Origin of the sequence: Sporomusa acidovorans (genome assembly GCF_900101845.1) — a bacterium.
Lineage (GTDB): Bacteria > Bacillota > Negativicutes > Sporomusales > Sporomusaceae > Sporomusa > Sporomusa acidovorans.
Window position 1 is genome coordinate 1 of sequence record NZ_FNAM01000028.1, and the last position, 18127, is coordinate 18127.

The 18127-nt window shown below is 43.7% G+C and carries 14 protein-coding genes; 12 read left to right on the forward strand and 2 right to left on the reverse strand.

The features are described 5' to 3' along the window. Positions 1 to 254: transposase family protein (locus BLR65_RS17790; RefSeq protein ID WP_143122607.1), on the reverse strand; the 254-nt coding region annotated here is incomplete at its 3' end. Positions 255 to 323: 69 nt separating this feature from the next. On the opposite strand from BLR65_RS17790, the gene BLR65_RS17795 reads away from it, so the two are divergent. Both BLR65_RS17795 and BLR65_RS17800 read left to right on the forward strand, forming a co-directional pair. Continuing rightward, positions 324 to 1052, forward strand: a complete 729-nt coding sequence (locus tag BLR65_RS17795) for an NADH-ubiquinone oxidoreductase-F iron-sulfur binding region domain-containing protein (protein WP_093795534.1) — start codon at positions 324 to 326, stop codon at positions 1050 to 1052. Beyond that, complete coding sequence (locus tag BLR65_RS17800) at positions 1037 to 1672, forward strand: 2Fe-2S iron-sulfur cluster-binding protein (protein ID WP_093795535.1); 636 nt, start codon at positions 1037 to 1039, stop codon at positions 1670 to 1672. The genes BLR65_RS17795 and BLR65_RS17800 overlap by 16 nt, the downstream gene beginning before the upstream one ends. Positions 1673 to 1789: 117 nt before the next feature. On the opposite strand, the gene BLR65_RS17805 is transcribed toward BLR65_RS17800, so the two are convergent. Then, the gene (locus BLR65_RS17805) at positions 1790 to 3817 is read right to left on the reverse strand and encodes a sigma-54-dependent Fis family transcriptional regulator (protein WP_211285070.1); all 2028 of its coding nucleotides are present in this window, start codon (positions 3815 to 3817) and stop codon (positions 1790 to 1792) included. A gap of 694 nt (positions 3818 to 4511) precedes the next feature. On the opposite strand from BLR65_RS17805, the gene BLR65_RS17810 reads away from it, so the two are divergent. The 10 genes from BLR65_RS17810 (at position 4512) to BLR65_RS17855 (ending at position 17956) form a co-directional block, all read left to right on the forward strand. Further along, positions 4512 to 6590, forward strand: a complete 2079-nt coding sequence (locus tag BLR65_RS17810; RefSeq protein ID WP_169716738.1) for a sigma-54 interaction domain-containing protein — start codon at positions 4512 to 4514, stop codon at positions 6588 to 6590. Between the two features lie 579 nt (positions 6591 to 7169). Continuing rightward, positions 7170 to 9851, forward strand: a complete 2682-nt coding sequence (locus BLR65_RS17815) for a molybdopterin-containing oxidoreductase family protein (RefSeq protein WP_093795537.1) — start codon at positions 7170 to 7172, stop codon at positions 9849 to 9851. Between the two features lie 2 nt (positions 9852 to 9853). Further along, positions 9854 to 10429, forward strand: coding sequence for a 4Fe-4S dicluster domain-containing protein (locus tag BLR65_RS17820; protein WP_093795538.1), 576 nt, complete (start codon positions 9854 to 9856; stop codon positions 10427 to 10429). A 4-nt stretch (positions 10430 to 10433) separates the two neighbouring features. Beyond that, a complete protein-coding gene (locus BLR65_RS17825) occupies positions 10434 to 11309 on the forward strand; it encodes a dimethyl sulfoxide reductase anchor subunit family protein (protein ID WP_169716739.1) in 876 nt (291 codons plus the stop codon). Positions 11310 to 11452: 143 nt separating this feature from the next. After that, on the forward strand, positions 11453 to 12079 hold the full coding sequence (locus BLR65_RS17830; RefSeq protein WP_211285071.1) for a TorD/DmsD family molecular chaperone: 627 nt from the start codon (positions 11453 to 11455) through the stop codon (positions 12077 to 12079). Beyond that, on the forward strand, positions 12080 to 12673 hold the full coding sequence (locus BLR65_RS17835; RefSeq protein WP_093795540.1) for a 4Fe-4S dicluster domain-containing protein: 594 nt from the start codon (positions 12080 to 12082) through the stop codon (positions 12671 to 12673). It abuts the gene before it with no gap. Continuing rightward, positions 12670 to 13554 (forward strand): 4Fe-4S binding protein, encoded by an 885-nt coding sequence (locus BLR65_RS17840; protein WP_093795541.1) that lies wholly within the window; start codon positions 12670 to 12672, stop codon positions 13552 to 13554. Before BLR65_RS17835 ends, BLR65_RS17840 begins: the two co-directional genes overlap by 4 nt. A 9-nt stretch (positions 13555 to 13563) precedes the next feature. Continuing rightward, a complete protein-coding gene (locus BLR65_RS17845) occupies positions 13564 to 14730 on the forward strand; it encodes a 4Fe-4S binding protein (protein ID WP_093795542.1) in 1167 nt (388 codons plus the stop codon). 162 nt (positions 14731 to 14892) lie between these two features. Continuing rightward, positions 14893 to 16212 (forward strand): porin, encoded by a 1320-nt coding sequence (locus BLR65_RS17850; RefSeq protein WP_093795543.1) that lies wholly within the window; start codon positions 14893 to 14895, stop codon positions 16210 to 16212. A gap of 502 nt (positions 16213 to 16714) precedes the next feature. Next, entirely contained in the window at positions 16715 to 17956 is a 1242-nt protein-coding gene (locus BLR65_RS17855; RefSeq protein ID WP_245692879.1) for an MFS transporter, read from the forward strand. Positions 17957 to 18127: the final 171 nt, after the last annotated feature.

Below are 18127 nucleotides of genomic sequence, written 5' to 3' on the forward strand. Positions count from 1 at the left end.
GCGAATGCTTTGGGTGAAATCAGTTGCAGCACTCTGGCAAAGGTTAAACGGCTTGGTATACCGTTTTCCAAAGAAAGGATCGTATTAAGCCATTGCTTTCGGCTAACCGCGAAATCATAGATTTCTAGCGCACTGTTAGCATTACAGGTTACTGCAAATAAACAGATGAGTAATATGTCCGATAGCTTATGTTTAATCTTCCATGCCTGTCGTGGATCTGACACTTTTTCTAATATCGCAATGAGATTTTCCATCTTCTTCACCTCATTGCCTTATATTTTCTATTTCTCTCTTTTTTCCTCTTTTTTTATAACTTATTTTTCATGAACATCCCCTGGTTCATTGAAGTGCCTTTGGGCATCCATACCAAGGTGTTAGCCGAGCAAATCGGCGGTACCGGGGAAACGGCCATAAAAGCACTGCAAATTGGCGGTCCGTCCGGCGGAATCCTGCCGTACAGTGATTTTGCGTTAGATTATGAAACGGCGGCTTCAGCAGGGGCAATTATGGGATCAGGGGGACTGGTTGTGTTAGGGCATAACCGTTGTTTGGTAGATCTGGCCCGGCACTTAGTTGGTTTTATGGCTAAAGAATCCTGCGGTAAATGCACTGTCTGCCGTGACGGCCTGGCAGAATTGGAGAATAAGCTGCTGTCGCTTACGCTTGGCAAGGCGCAAGATAATATATTAAAAGAAATTAAAGAACTGAGCCAGGTCATCCAAGAATTGTCACTGTGCGGACTTGGACGGACGGCGGTCAATCCGGTGATAAGCACGTTACATCATTTCTTAAAAGAATACGCGGCCCACGTCAAAGGGCGGTGTCCTGCTGTTAGCTGCAAGCCCCTTATCGATTTTGAGATTATCCTGCCCTGCAGAATGTGCCGGGCTTGTTACACGGTTTGTCCGACGGGGGCAGTGAAAATGCGAGCAGGTAAAGAACGTATCCTGGTGGATCGTAAACTTTGTACGAAGTGCTGGGCTTGCTATGAAGTCTGTCCCTTCCACTATATCAGGATCACTTCGGAGGAATATCAATGGAAAGATTCGTAGAAATCGCAATTGACGGGCAGATAGCGAAGGTAAAAACCACAACTTCTTTACTGCAAGCACTACGGGAGCAAGGAAAGAACCTTCCGGCTTTGTGCTATCACCGGGAGCTTGAAGGGGGCGGTCATTGCGGTCTATGTGTGGTAGAAGTCAGCAAAAAAGGTGAATGTAAGCCACAGCTTGCCTGTTTAATGAAGCCGGAACAAGGGTTGCAGGTTAAAACGAAAACTCTACGGATCGACCAGTTGCGTTCTTGGTGTGCCCGACTATTGCTTCAATATCGACCGTTTGTAAATCCGGAAGTGGAGAAAATGCTTTTACAATTAATTCGGGATGGAGACGGCGACGGGGAATTGAATTACGATTACGAAGGCAGCAGAAAGACGGCAAAAGAAAAAGCATCTGGTTGTATTCTATGTGGCCTTTGTATAAGGATTTGCCGGAAGATTGGCAAAAACCGCCTTACCTTTTTAGGCAGGGGGAAGAGCCTTAGAGTGGGGTTTGTGCCGGCAAAAAATGAGGCAGACAATTGCGGGCGCTGTAAGGCATGTTTTCTGCTTTGCCCTACAGGCTTTATATCGACTGCCGTTCGGCAAGCTTTTATGTCCGGCTTGTATAAATAAGATCAGCTATGGAATTATTTGTGTTTGCTTTAATGGAAAAACAACTCGTTTTCCTAGCCATGAAGGCGTGAAACCGGTTGTTGTGTTTTGTTAAATGTTTGAAAATATTGAATATTGCTAAATATCAAGAATCTGATATTCCCGAATCTTTCTATAGAGCGTAGACTTGCTAATACCTAGCAGTTTGGCAGTTTCACGTATGTTATTTCCGGTTTGGAGAAGAGCGTCGCGGATCGAAACTTTTTCTATCTCTTGAATTGGAAGGATAACTCTATCTTTAACGACGGTTTTCGTGACGCTGTCGTCAGTTATTTCCATGGCTGTTGCTGAAATATCATCTGGCAGGTTCTCTGGCCAGATAATCCCATTTTTTGAGACATACACGGCATAAAGCATGGTATTTTCTAATTGTCTTACATTTCCGGGCCAAGTATAGTTAAGTAATTTAAACTTAGCCGTATCGCTTAAGTAAGGCGCAGGAACTTGATATTTTGTGGCTGCAGAATTGATGAAATGCTGAGCTAAATTTATAATATCATCGCCACGTTCCCGTAATGGTGGAATAGTAATTTTAAATATTGATATTCTGTAATATAAATCCAAGCGAAATTTGTTTTTACTTACTAATTCCCGCAGGTTTTTATTGGTAGCGGCTATTAATCTGAAATCAACGGGTGTATACTTGTTGCTTCCTAGACGCATTACTCTTTTTTCTTCAAGTATTCGTAAAAGTACAGGTTGTACATCCAGGGGCATATCTCCTATTTCATCTAAAAATAGTGTACCTCCGTTTGCAAGTTCAATTTTGCCTCGCTTTCCATTTCGCTCAGCACCGGTAAAGGTTCCACCTTCGTAGCCAAACAGCTCACTTTCAATTAAGTTATGCGGAATTGCAGCACAGTTAATAGCCATAAATGGCCCATTCGGCCGGCTGCTATTGTGAATTGCTTGGGCAAATACTTCTTTTCCTGTACCACTTTCCCCTTGAATAAGAATATTAACATCAGAAGTAGCGAAATGTTTTGCTAATGTAACCGTTTTTTCCATTTCTAAAGAAGAAGCTATTATTTTGTCAAATGAAAAACGTAGTCCAGAGTCGCTACTCTTATCAAAAGTCTTATTTACAATCTTTTTTAGTCTTAATACATAGCCATATTTGTTACCTATATGATCTTTTACGGGATGAACTGAATGCAAGTTTATCCTCAAATCAGTATGTCCAATTTGAATTTCAGTGTCATATATTGGTTTTCCCATTTCCAGTATCGAGTTTATGACTGGTTGGTTTCCAAAAACATTTTCTATAGGCATTCCAATTAGGTTATTATTTTTGTAATCCAGCAATTGATAGGCTTTTAAATTAGCTTGACTAATAATACCGTTATTATTGATCGTAATGAGGGCATCTTCCGATGTTTCAAGTGTGGCACTCAGGACCGCACTTTTCGATAATAACTGAAATTCATTTTGAATAATCCAGGCGATTGATACTACTAGTGCAAATGTATGAGCGGATTGATGAAAATCTTCGTCACTTACTATAGTCAGTGTTCCAGCTAGATTACCGAATACGTCAAAAATAGGTGATGACGACCCCGTAGATTGAAATAAAATCTGACTGTAGTGTTCAGGGCCCCAGGCCTGCATCGGAGTTTTCAGTAATAGACTTAATCCATGTGAACAGGTGCCGATTGTCTCTTCATTCCAAATCGCTCCTACCTCGAGCTGGTAAGATTGGATTGTTTTTTTATCGCGGCAAACAACTTGAAGAATGGTACCTTGAGCATCGGTCAGCATTACATAGCAATCGGTACTCTTAAAAATATTAGCTAATTTGTGTATGTAGGGGGCGGCTGCCTTTGTTAAATACTGATTTTTATTAAGTATCTGTTTAATAGTATGTGTATCTAAAAATGGAGTATTAAATTTAAAGGAATCTACACCATAATTTTTTGAGCGAATCCAAGATTCAGTTATTTCCGGGCGAATGAAGTCAAGCGGGTATGAAGGCTGGTGGTTCTTGATAATATCAATTTTCAGCTTGTTGATTTTATGTATGAAGTGTTCCTTTTGTTCATATACAGTATCCGCAAAACTATTACGGTTGATAATAGCTGGACTCAATACTTGTTCTAAGGGTTTCATGATGGCATTCTTCCTTTCAACCAAAATTGCAGACCCTTACCTTATATTATACAATAGTTTGGATAAATTTGTAATTGTGCAAATGTTTTAAATTTTAGACACGGCTATTGTCAGCCCTTGGCTTCTGCTAGGTATGTCCCAGATGGGCTTCACTTCAAAGGTGAAGGTACTGAATGGAGGATGGGATGGTGAGCGCCAACGTAGGGGAGAGCGAGAGCGTCTGGAACAATCCTAGAAAAATTTTTCTAGGAGTTAGTTTTTAGAATACAATTTCTCAAGTGCCAATGTCGCATAAATCTTATTAAGATGGCATTAAATCCAATACTAACTATTTAAGCAGATACTATCTTCGCACTTGATTTTACGGGATTTAACGAAAAGTTTACCAGATCATGATTTAAGAAATATTTGCGAGTATTATCAGTACACAGTATTATAGTGTGCAGGATTTATCCATATCATAGAGAAATTAGCGAATTATGGCTTATTTTGCTTATTAAGTAATAATGGCAATCAAAAGTTAAACTCATTTTTGTAACATGTATATACTATTTGGAAAAGAATTAGCAGTTCAAATTCTTTGATTCGACTAATTACTTATTACAAGATTCTTTGTCTTGTGAATAACAAATTATACAAAGTGTAAAATCAGATGTTAGAATGCTTCGGCGGTATAGGGAAGGGTGATAGCAGCATGATGGACGAAAATAATTCAACTGCATTATGCGGACTACAATTTGTAAATAAAGAACGATGGGAAGCTATGACACACAACAAAGAACGTTTTTTAAGAAATCAATTAAAAGATCCGCGTCATTTCCCTAATATGAATCAAGCTGTGGCCGAATCCTGGGTTCGATCGCGTAAATTAGGGGTAAATCCGCTTGATCCGCTTTGTTGTAAATACTTAGATAGTAAAGAACTAAAGATTGTTTTAGATAAAAATAAGCTTCTGATAGATATTACCGAAAATCTGTTTAACTCTTTTAAAAAACTGGTGGACTCTACAGGTTACTTATTGTATTTGTTTGATAAAGATGGCGTGTTATTGCTGGTAAGTAGTTTATTGTATCAAAATACAGAGTATGATTGGCTTGTAGGTAACCCCGGAAAAGTCTGCAACGAAAGTACAGTTGGGACTTGTGCTCATGTATTAAGTATGCGGTATAAACGTCCAGTACAAATTATTGGACCGGAACAGTATTGCGTTGCTTTAAAAAATATGATTGGCTCAGCGGCTCCCATACTGGATGAGAATGGAGAAGTAATTGCTACTTTAGTGTTAAATCAGGAGTTGGTCAATCCAATTTTAGACAGCAATTATCAAACTTTATGTATTCACACTTTGGGATTAATTATGGCAATGACTGAAGCCATTCAAGTTCAGATTGAGCTGGAGAAAAATAATCGTTATGTACGTTCTGTCAATAGTGATCTTAGGCTTGCGTATGATACACTTGAAGCCACCCTGGATTGCATTGATGAAGGCATTGTGAATGTTAATCAAACAGGACAGATTATCCGGATGAATCGGCACGGCCTGCGAATTTTTAATTTGGAATCAAATCAAATAGCGAATAGAAATATTAGAGAATTTCTCGATGAAAATTCTTGCCTCATAGATTTCCTTGTTAAAGGGGAAAAAACTAGCGTTGAGGAGATTATCCGCACAAACAGGGATGAGCAATCTTATATTATCGATATTCATCCGGTACTGAACCAAGTTACTTGCCAATTGACCGGGGCGATACTCCGGTTTAATCATGTTAAAAAAATCAATGCTATGGTAAACAGTAGGTCTGGCGCCATGGCGAGGTATAATTTTGCTGATATAATCGGTGAGAGTATGACCATGAAAAAAGCAATTGATTTGGGGCTGCGTTTTGCCGGTTTGCAGGAGACTATTTTGTTGTCGGGGGAAAGTGGCACAGGTAAGGAAATTTTTGCTCAGGCCATTCACAATAAGTGTTGTCCGCAAGGTCCGTTTATAGCGCTTAATTGCTCTGCATTGCCGCGAGACTTGATTGAGAGTGAATTATTTGGCTATGAAGCCGGTAGTTTTACTGGTGCCGATCGCAGCGGTAGGCCAGGGAAAATTGAATTGGCTAACGGAGGTACGCTTTTTTTAGATGAAATTGGTGATATGCCTTTGGAAATCCAACCTGTTTTATTAAGAGTAATCGAAAATAAGCAGGTTATGCGTATTGGTGGCCGGAGTTATAAAAAAGTCGATTTTAATATAATTGCTGCTACCAACAAAGATTTTGAGAGAGTAATGGCAGAGGGATTATTTCGCGAAGATCTTTTTTTTCGCCTGTCGGTTTTAACGATAAAGTTGCCACCTCTACGGGAGCGAGAAAATGATGTTGAAATCCTCAGTAATTATTTTATTGAGAAATATTGCCGAAAGATTGGCCGCCAAGTTCCCCGAGTACAAGCTGCTGCCAAGAAAAAAATACTACGCTATAGTTGGCCGGGAAACGTCCGGCAACTAGAAAACGCTATGATTTATGCGATAAATGTCAGCCAGGATAATATCATCACATTGGAGTGTCTGCCTGATGCCGTATTGAGGGAAAAATCGGGCGAACTTAATGGAAAAATTGCAACCGAAAGGGAACCCTCTCTCATTTCGATGGCTAGCTGGGAAAAAACGGCCATACAGATGGCGCTAATGCGGACGAATAATAATATTCCTTTAGCGGCTGATTTATTGGAAATATCTAAGCCGACATTATATAGAAAAATAAAAACTTACAATATAAAACTTTAAAGTAAGCATTGCTTCCTGTCGTATTTATCCTATGGTAGGTGGTCAGATCACTTCCGGTTTTACAAAAGACTGGAGGTGATTTTTTTATGTAGTTTAAAGAATTATCTTGGTTTCCAAATTGGTTTAGCTGAAATCGCAAATTTCATGTTTGTTACAATTTCTACGAAAACGGATTATGCAACCTTTAAACGCGTGTCTCAAAAGAATGGTTTTTTTAAAAATTAAAATTTGAAAATAAAAGTTAATTTTTTTAACTAATAACAAAACTGTCCTTCTCCTATAAGGCTGTTATATCTGGTGCTGTGGGTGAAAAAGGAGTTGGCATGAAACTTGCGTTTATTATTGTCCGACACGGGACGTGCCAATAGACCGCCTAAAAAAGCAACCCATGCAACAATACAAGCTTACAGAGAGAAAGTCGTCAGAGTCGGTCTATAAGGGCGTTCTCAACTGTATCCATTGTATTGCAATTCCGCTTGCGCTTGTAACAATGTTTAGGAATTTACTGAAAGGGGGAGTAAGTCAATTTATCTATGAAAGTTTTTATTCCTGATTATTCAGCGATAGAGGAGAGAACAGATGAAACAACTTGTACTTAACAGACGACAGTTTCTTAAAGCGACTGCCGTAACCGGGATTGCGGCGGCGTTTAGCGGCTCGTTTAAAACGGGGTTCACGCAAGGTGAAGCTGCGCAAGGCGCAACAGCATCTGAGACAAAGATTGTCAAAACGAACTGTAGGGCATGTGTTGCCAATTGTGGTGTTCTTGCACATGTTAAGAATGGACGTGTGGTCAAGCTTGAAGGCAATCCTGAGTATCCTATGAGCAAAGGGGCGCTGTGTGCCAAAGGGCTTGCTGGCATTCAGGCCCTTTATCATCCTAATCGCAATAAGTATCCGATGATACGGGTTGGTAAGCGCGGTGAAAACAAATGGAAACGTATTTCATGGGATGAAGCCCTTGATACGATTGCCAAAAAACTCATGGAGACTCGGGAAAAATATGGGGCGGAAGCGGTTTTTGCTTCTACCGGCGGCGGTGGAAATCCCCAATTTTGGAGCGTTCCCCGTTTTTGCAATGCCTTTGATACACCTAACTGGTTCGAGCCTGGCTGTGCACAGTGCTATTTGCCGCGGACTTTGGCCTTTGGCATGATGTATGGTGGTGCTGATACCAGCATTGCCGACTCAAACTGTCTGGAGATTTATGATGATGAAACACCAATCAAGACGCTGATTCTATGGGGAACTGATCCTTCCTATTCCTGTCCGGCAGGCGGTGGAGCCGCTGTGGCGGAACTACGTGCAAAAGGAGTAAAGACGGTCGTTATCGATCCGCGTCTAACGCCGGATGCCGCTAAAGCAGATGTTTGGCTGCCCATTAGGCCCGGAACCGACGTGGCGCTTATGTTGGCGTGGACTCGCTACATACTGGATAAGAAAATTTATGATCAAGAATTTGTTATGAAGTGGACAAATCTTCCTTATCTTGTAGACGTTAATACACATATGATGCTGCGCGTCGGCGAACATCATGACGGAACACCGGATACTTTTATGGTGTGGGATACCAAGACCAATTCGGCTCAGCCCGTGTCCTATCCATGGAATGACCGCCTTGCACCCGCACTTGAAGGCTCCTTCACAGTAAATGGCGTGGAGTGCAAGACCGGCTTTCAACTGCTCAAGGAACGGGCGGAAGCGTATACCCTTGAAAAAGCGGCCGAAATTTGCTGGCTGGATGTAAATAAGATCGAAGAGGCCATCAGAGTTTACACACAAAATGCGCCAGGCGGTATCAGTTTAGGAGTTGCCACAGACCAAAACCCAAATTCAATGCAGGCAGCTATGGGGGTGGTTATTCTTAATTCGCTGATGGGAAACGTAGAAAAACCTGGTACGCTGATGCAACGCTTCCCGATGAGCGGTGTTGCACCTCTTTTCGGCTACATTGTTCAACCCGGCATCAAACTGCTTTCAGAAGGACAGCTCAAAAAACGTCTGGGTACTATCGAACACAAGGGGCTTCTCCAGTGGTGGGCCGCTCAGCCATCAGCAGTCCTACAGGCTATTCTTACAGGCAAACCTTACAAACCGCGGGTATGGCTCGAACGTTCCGGCAACAAGTTCGTTACACTTGGAAACAGTTCTTCCTGGATTCCGGCAATCGAACAACTGGATTTCATCGTCCATATGTATATGTATCCTACCTCGTTCTCGGCTTACGCCGATATTCTGCTGCCTGCACAGGAATGGCTGGAGACAGAAATGCCAGTCGAGTCTTGCAATATGCTCTTTGCCCGCCAGGCTGTAACCCATCTATGGGAGACCATGGATGAAGGATTGTTCTGGTCCAAGCTGGCCAAACGCTGCGCAGATATGGGGCATGAGAATTGCAAGAAGGCATTTGATCCTGAATTTATGGGTAAAGACCTTCCATACTGGGACAAATGGGAAGACCTTCTCAATAAATGCACGTCGGCAGTCAATATGAAATGGGAAGAGTACACCCAAAAGATTCCCTTTGAATTCATGCCCAAGAAAAAATGGAAAAATTACTACCTCTATAAGCAAACAGATCTGAAGACCGGGATGCCTGTGGGATTCGGTACGCCCTCCAAAAAGCTCGAAATTTATTTGGAAAGCATAATCGAGCTTGGAAGGACAGGAAAGCCGTTCACCACCTATCCTTTACCTCCTGCTTCAAAGGACTATGACCCGTTGCCTTATTTCGCTGAACCACATGAAAGTCCGCTTGAAGGCAGTCAACTTGCTAAAGAGTTCCCACTAGTCATGACCAACGGCCGAATTCCGTTTTTCCACCATGGAACATTACGAAACGTTCCTTGGCTGAGGGAAATTTATCCTGTGCCCGAAATTTGGATTAACCCTAAGGATTCAGTTAAATATGGCGTATCCCACGGAGAATGGGTATTTGTTGAATCGCAGAGAGGCAAAATTCGGGCAAAAGCCAATATAACGGAAGGTATCAGACCTGGCGTTGTCTATATGGAGCGTTTCTGGACTCCTGAAACATTAGATACCGATACACATGGCTGGCAAGAAATGAATGTTAACATACTTTCTAAAAATGACGCTCCCTTCAATGATGTTATAGGCACTTATACACTGCGGGGCTATCTCGTCAAGATATCGAAAGCAGATGGGCCACCGAAAGGTATTTGGCTTAAACCGGAGGAGTTCAAGAAATGGCTGCCCGAGCCGTCCGATCCCACTCCTTTGGTGGATAAGGAGGTGTAATTATGTCACAAAGAACAATGGTAGTGGACCTAGATCGCTGCATCGGCTGTAAATCCTGCGAGGTAGCGTGCAAGCAGGAGAATGGTGTGGTTCTTGGGTGCACGTGGAATAAAGTGTTGACAGTAGGGCCGACAGGCACGTATCCCCAAGTAGAAATGTATTTTTTGTCGGCGATGTGCCAGGAATGCAAGGACGCACCGTGCGTCAAGGTCTGCCCGACAGGAGCGTCCTATAAAAATGCGGATGGAGTAATCCTCATCGATAAGGAAAAATGTATTGGCTGCCGGTACTGCATGATGGCCTGCCCTTATGGGGTACGTACGTTCAATGAAGAGACGAAAGTAGTGGAAAAATGCACGCTCTGTACCCAATTGCAGGCCATTGGCGAGCAACCAGCTTGTGTTAAGAACTGTCCGACTAAGGCACGATTTGTTGGGGACATCGACGATCCGAATAGTGATGTGGCGAAAGTAATTCAAAAAGCTGGCAGTGACAATGTACATGGATTGCCTGATGTGGGAAATCATCCTTCGGCACGATATATCCTGCACAGCAAGACGGCTACCTGGAAGGAGTGATCACATGAGTATTCAATGGCCTTTAGTTTTCTTTACACTATTTGTTGGACTAGGTTGCGGCACATTCGTCGGTTCGGTTATCCTGACCGAATGGTATGGCAAGGCAAAACAAATTAGAACAATAAGTTCGCTCATTGCCATTGTGGCATTAGGCATAGGCGGTTTGTCAAGCACTATGCACTTAGGCCATCCGGAGCGGATGTTTGGTGCGCTGGGCCATCCAACCTCTGGAATTTTTATGGAGTCGACAATGATTTTCTTGTTGGGTTTAACCATTATCATTTACTTGCTGGCCGTGCGGCGAAATGCTTCTGACGCGACGTGCAAACTGATCGGTACCATCGGCGTGGTACTTGCGGTCGCGTTGGCCTTTGTGAATGGTGATGCGTATGTGATGGCTGCCATACCTGCCTGGAATACCTGGATTCTGCCGCTGCTTTATGTGGCTTCGGCGGCGGTTATGGGATGCTTCAGTATCGGCGTGTTGCTTGCACATACAGCAAACTATGACACAGCAACGATAGCCGAAACGGCAGCGACAACCAGCATGATAAAACGTGCAGCATTGATCACAATTGCCATACAAGCGGTGGTACTTGTTGCGTACTTGGTACACATAGCCATAGCACCTTATCCGGATGTAACCCGATCGGTGTCACGGATTTTAGTCGGAAATTTGGCGCTGTTCTTCTGGGGTGGATTGGTGCTGCTTGGTTTAGTGGTTCCTGCAGTACTGATGATAAAATTTTATACGAAAAATGCTCAGGGAATTTCACCGCATACCTCTATTACACTCGGTCTGGCCTCCGTCCTGGTAGCGGGTATTGTATTTCGCATATTGATGTTCTCCCTCGGAAGTAGTATTAAACAGTTATTTTAAATAGTTTTTTGCGTTATGAAAGTTAGGAGAAGAAATGCAGTATTCTTCTCCGGCTTTCATAACAAAAAAGATGGAGGAGAAAAGTGGAAAAAACAACAGAGTATTCGGCGATTATGGAAAACCGGAAGAATCTTTACCTGTTTTTGGGTCGACTCTATAAAGTCGAAGTCGATCAAATATTACTGGAACAGATAAAAGGCATGCAATTTCCTGAAGAGTGCGGCGAAGACGAACTAACCGATGGATACCGGATGCTGAAGGAGTATCTTTGCGGTTTAGAAAACGATCCGTTGACTGACTTGGCCGTAGATTACGCGCGAGTATTTCTGGGTGCGGGGATAGCCGGTAACGAAGCAGCGTATCCCTATGAGTCGGTTTACACAAGCCCGAAAAGGCTGATAATGCAAGATGCCCGTGATCAAGTGGTGGCACTCTATCGGACAAAAGGACTGATCAAGTCAGGAGCGCTCGATTTTCCGGAAGATCATATCGCCCTTGAACTTGAATTCATGGTGCATCTGTGCCAGGAGACACAACAGGCTTTGGCTACGCGGGAGTGGTCGGCTGTCTCGGCCTGTCTTAAGGAGCAGCTGGATTTTCTTGCCCAACACCTGCAGAACTGGGTTCCTGCCTTCTGTTCCGACGTCGAAAAGTATGCTGAGACCGGGCTTTATCAAGCGGTAGCGAAAATCACGAATGGCTACTTGCGCTTGGAGTGCACCCTTCTGGAAGAACTCATCGCCGAAACTGTCGTGGAGGTAGGAGCATAAATGCCCTCACGGCGCAACTTTCTTAAGATGACCGGCGGAGCGTTTGCCCTGCTGTTTGGGCTGGGGCAAGCTGCCAAGTTTCTGCCGCGCAAGGCACTCCTTCGCCCGCCGGGGGGACAGGACGAGGCCGCTTTTATCGCGCGCTGTCTTCGCTGTGACCGCTGCAGAAGTATTTGTCCCACGTCTGTGATCGGTTTGGCGAATTTATCGGACGGCATCCTGGAAGCGCGGACGCCAGTAATGAAGTTCCATCTCGGATATTGCAGCTTTTGCAATCAATGTGTCGAGGTCTGCCCTACGCACGCGTTGCAACCTTTTGACAGTAAGACTGTAAAGATTGGTCTGGCAACAGTGCAGAAGGATATCTGCATCGCCTGGGATTCCGGCGGCTGTATGGTGTGTATGGACGCGTGCCCTTATCATGCAATCACGCTTGACGGACAGAGTCACCCCGTGGTTGATTCCCGGCAATGTAACGGCTGCGGCATTTGCGAGCAAATCTGTCCCGCGCTGGTAATGAGATCATACATTGGCGGCAGCATTCGCGGAATTGTCGTTACCCCCATTTCCGGAAAAGGGGATGGAAACATATGAACAGTAATAGAACAAGAATGCTAAGAATGGCAGCAATGGCGGTCGTGGCGATTACGATCGTAATAGGTGCGGTCAGGAATGACGGTACGGGATCTCTTTCCGTCTTCGGCGCAGGGAATATCACGGCGATTTGTCCTCTGGGCTACCTGGAAACCCTGCTTGCCGGCCGGGAGTTTATACCGCCTTTGTTCATTTCATTTTTGATAATTGCGGGGCTGACTGTCCTGTTGGGGCGCGTCTTCTGCGGTTGGGTCTGTCCCGTTCCCTTAGTGCGTAAATTACTTGTCAACAAGCTTGATGAAGGCCGGCAGGTTATTGCGGATAAAACCGTCAGCGATGCTTCGGCGCAGCCATTTTTTGAGGACAGGGAAACGGCAAACGCTTCTTGCTCCCCAAAGGGTTTCCGCGCAAAAAAAAATTCCGCCTCCGGGCTGGTGATTCTCGGCATAACCCTGGGGTCTTCCGCCATCTGCGGTTTTCCCGTATTTTGTCTCATCTGTCCGATTGGACTGGTGTTCGCGACTTTGTTTGCCCTAATCCGCCTTCTCCATTTCAATGAGCCGACACTTGACCTGATTGTTTTTCCCATAGTAATTATTATTGAGCTTGTTTTCTTAAAGAGATGGTGTAGCAAATTATGTCCAGTCGGAGCCTTGCTCAGTCTTTTTAGCAGGTTCAACCGCAGTCTTGTGCCTACCGTGGAGCGCTCTTTCTGCCTGGAAGAAAGCCGTAATACCAAATGTCAGCGCTGCCGCAGCGTTTGCAGCTTTGACGTGGATCTTAAGAACGGCAGGGGGACAGGTGACATCAGCGACTGCACTAAGTGTAGAGAATGTGCGGATAACTGTCCTGTTCAGGCGATTCGGTTTCCCTGGAGGTGAATGGCATAGATGTTGTCTAAACTTGAGCAGATTACAGAAGCCTGCGCCAAGCTTGACAAGCGGGGCATTGGCCTACAAGAAAAGCGGTGCCTGCGCAAGCGGCATCTACATAGTTCCTGCCGACGCTGTGCTGCGGTATGTCCCCATGGGGCTATTACCTGCGCGGAAGGCGTTGTCCTGCTGGCTGAAAAATGTACCGGCTGCGGTGCCTGCACTGCGGTGTGCCCCAGCGGTGCACTTGACGTTAAACTTCCTTCTAACAAAGAACTTCGTTCTCTTGTCGCACTCCATGTGCAAAACTCGGGAGCAGTTGCTTTCGCTTGTGAGGCCTATTTTAAAGCACATCCCGCTGAGCGTCGGCGCGCCATTGCCGTGCAGTGTATCGCACGGTGTGACGAATCGATTCTTGTTGATGCGGTTCTTCAAGGAGCAACTCATGTATCCCTACTCAACGTCGCCTGTGCAGACTGCATGCAGAACAAGCTTTGCGGCTTGGTTCAGACGATGGCTGACACGGCAAACCGGTTACTGGCATGCTGGAAGTATGCCAGCGTAATTGCACTTACCGAAAAGATACCGGAGAAAATTAAGCCGCTGCCAGTCTCTGAAGGCGAGGCAACGGGGATGTCACGCCGCGCTTTTCTCACCGTTTTTAAGAGAAAAAGCGCAAGCCTTATTACCCAGGTGCTTCCGGAGGTTATCGCCGGTACTGCCGACAGGAGGACGGAAAGTAGTAAAATACCACAGAATCCTATGGCGGAGACGAAATATGTACCGGATAAGTGGCGCTTGTTGGTTGACTCTCTAAAACAACTTCAGAACATGGCGGGGCCTACGGAATTCCCTAACAGTCTTTGGGGTGCTATCAGCATTGCTGGCAGCTGTAACGGCTGCGGAGCCTGTGCCGATGCCTGTCCGACTGCGGCCTTAGTTATCTGGAAACAGGATAGCCTTTGGAGCATTTCCGTAGATACATCGCGGTGTACACAGTGCGGTTTATGTCAGGATATTTGCTGCTGCGATAGTATTAACATTACACCAACTGTCGCTCTTGACGCAATGCTTAGCCAGACGCCGCAAGTACTCATCGAGAAAAGACAAGAAGAAGTCGATAAGTTGTTTGAGCCCTTAGAACAGCGTATGGCACGCTTATTAGGGTGTGTGGTTAAGAATTGAAAAAAGAAGTACAGTGTATTCGGTAATTTATTAAACCTATTACGAGAGTCTGTTGATCCTAATGTGATAAAAAACTTCACGACCGCGGAAATGATGAATTGACGTCGAGGTTAAAAGATAATAATCTATTCAGAAATTCAAAAAAAGTTAGGGGATAAATATATGAAAAAGTCTATGATTACTGCAGCGTTAATGACAACTTTTATGCTCGGTGTTGCACCTACTGCTTTTGCTGGCCCTTTTGCTGAAGTTCCTGCTAATAACTGGGCATATAGTTCAGTTAGCCAATTGGCTAAAGCCGGTCTTATTGACAATTATACTGATCGCGGTAATAAGACGATAACTCGTTACGAAATGGCTATTCTTGTTGGTAAGGCTTTAGAGCATGCAGATAAAGCAGATGCAGCAAACAAAGCACTGCTTGACAAATTGTCCATGGAATACGCACAAGAACTTAAGACACTTGGCGTTCGTATGCCAATGAAAGAAGCTGAAAAAAATAAAGGTGATAAAATACAAATCAGCGGGAGTGAACGACTTCGGATTCGGTCTGTTCATGATAGTGCCACCCCTAAAAATGGATTTGCCGATAAAGCCACATATGGTGACAATCGGTTTTTACTTAACATTAATATGAATGTCGAAAACAATATTTCAGCCTTTGCCCGATTCGGTGAACTCAGCTTTTTTGGAGCTAAAGCACATACTAACAATAAATTTAGTAATGGTGATGATGGTAACTCAACAGCCAATATTGACCACTTTGGACTTAAAGTGAAAGCTGGTGCCTGGGATCTATCTCTTGGCCGGCAGGCTGTAAAGCTTGGGCAAGGATCAATTATTAATACTGGTTCTGACTTTGGTTTTAATCCATATTTCGAAGGACTGGTGGCTAGTACTACATTTGATAATGTCACCGTCCATGCTATTGGTGGTCATACTAATCCTAATGCCAATACTAATATTCTAACCTCCAATGCCTATGAAGGGGCTAATTGGTTCGGTGCGGACGCTTCCTTTAAGATAGAGAAAAATATTACCTTAGGTATTGCGTTCGCTCATGAAAAATATCTTGATAACTACCTATCGGCAAATGATTGTACTGCACTCAATGCCACTATCAATTTTGGCGGCGGTCCATTTACATTGATTGCTGAAACCGTTAAGTCAAGTGCTTCTAGCCTAAATAAAGCTTGGCAATTGACAGGAGTCTACCATAAGGATAAAGATACCTTCGTCCTGATGCATGTCAATACCCAAAAGAACGCTATTGATCAGTTTACTAATATCCAACAGGGTGGTTATCAAATTGCGTTTGGGGCTAGCTTGCATAATGAATCGGAATGGAACGCCAATATATTTAATTGGATGCATGACATAACATCAGCTGTACAATCAACAGTTATGATAGAAACTAATGCTGTTAAAGGAGTTTCTGGACATAACGTTGAAGGGGTCGCAGGGCTTTTATACAAATTCTAATTGGATTTAAAAAATTTAGTATACACGAAACTCCAATTTCGTATATTAGTATTGTTTTTTCGACCAAAACACATGTTGAGTCAGTAGCGGTGACAGAGAGGAAATAGCCGATTTCAAAGAGAGTTGAAAAAATTATAAATGTGTTTACGTTCGCCTAGACGTGGTCTAGGCGATTTTTTATAAGGGGGCTCGAACCATCAATGTTTTTACATTTAATGGGATACGACCCGCTCCTCTGGAAATACTCATTATAAAATGAAAGTTAAAAAATTTGTGTTAATGTGAAAATTATTATGAAGGAGTTTTTAGCTTGATATTTAACTATTTTAATATAGTTATACGTTAAAAAAGATAGTGGCTTTTATGGCAAAAAGCGGGTAGCAAGCCTCAAGGTATGGTATTTCTGACCGATGACGTAATTCTGCCGCCGGCTAGCGAATAAATAGAAGAAAATTTTTCCGGTTATTGGGTGAAAGAATGCGGGAAAGTATCGATATAGATTTTGAACAGAGGTGAGGATGTGGAAACGTCTTGGACTTCAGAAGAGTTAACTCTGATATTGAAGAATGGGCATTTACGGAAGTTCCCCAAGAACCAGAGTGCTTTTGGGATTATTGCCGGGATTTTCTTTATATCTTATTTCTTTTGCGAAGTACCCAGTAATGTGCTCATGCATAAAGTGGGTGCCCGTGTCTGGATTACCCGGATACTGATCACCTGGGGCATCGTAACGATCGGTACTGCTTTTTCCGATACAGCAACTCATTTAGCGATTTGGCGATTTTTACTCGGTGTGGCGGAAGCAGGTTTTTATCCTTGTATGATTTTGTATTTGACATTATGGTTTCCGGCTAAACATTTGGGACGGACAATATCGCTATTTATGTGCGGCATGGCGATTTCTAACATCCTGACCGGACCACTTTCCACCTGGATCATGGATAATATTGCCTGGTATGGCATGTCAGGCTGGCGCTGGATGTTTATTATTGAGGGTATACCCGCAGTGGTTTTGGGAATAACTACTTTCTTCGTATTAACTGACAGACCTGAGCAAGCTAAATTTTTAACTCAGGAAGAAAAAGATTGGCTGATAGCAGAACTGCAACAGGAGCATCAAGCAAAAAGCAAGAAGCTGCAAGTTTCAAAATGGGCTGTGTTTTCTCAGCCGCGCGTCTGGTACATGTGCGTACCTTATCTTTGCTATATTATGGCATTATACGGTCTAGGAATGTGGATGCCGCAAATTCTCCGCGCTTTATCGCAGACCCTTACCAATTTCCAAATTGGTCCTATTTCGACTTTGCCGTATATCGTTGGCGTAATTGCTATGGTGCTTGTTGCCAGGCATTCGGATAAAACGGAAGAACGGCGCTATCACGTAGGTATTCCTATCCTTTTCAGTTTTTTCAGCTTGATCGCGTTGACGATGACGAAAGATCTATGGCTGTCAATGTTGTTTATTTGCATTAGCACGGCGGGCATATATAGTTTCGTAGGCACGTACTGGACGCTGCCCAGCTCGTTTTTAAGCGAGGGAACGGCGGCAGTAGGTATCGGTATTATTAATTCCGTCGGCAATCTCGGTGGCTTTTTCGGGCCTTATGCTGTAGGGTTTCTGAAAGATATGACCGGATCAACATCGGCCGGAATGTATGTGCTGGCAGGTTTTGCATTATTTGCAACCATATCAGTTTTAGCTATTCCGGCAAAAGAGGTTGCGATTAGAACGCAAAACAGTTAAAGGTTTGATATCTAAAAATGCTGTGAAAATAGCTTAATTTCGTAGGAACTGTGGGTTTGAGAAAAATATTTATGTGTGTGTTATGTTCGCCTAGACGTGGTCTAGGCGATTTTTCGTACGGGGGGTTCGAACCTCCCCTTTACACGAAACTTGTACGGCGAAATTGGTATA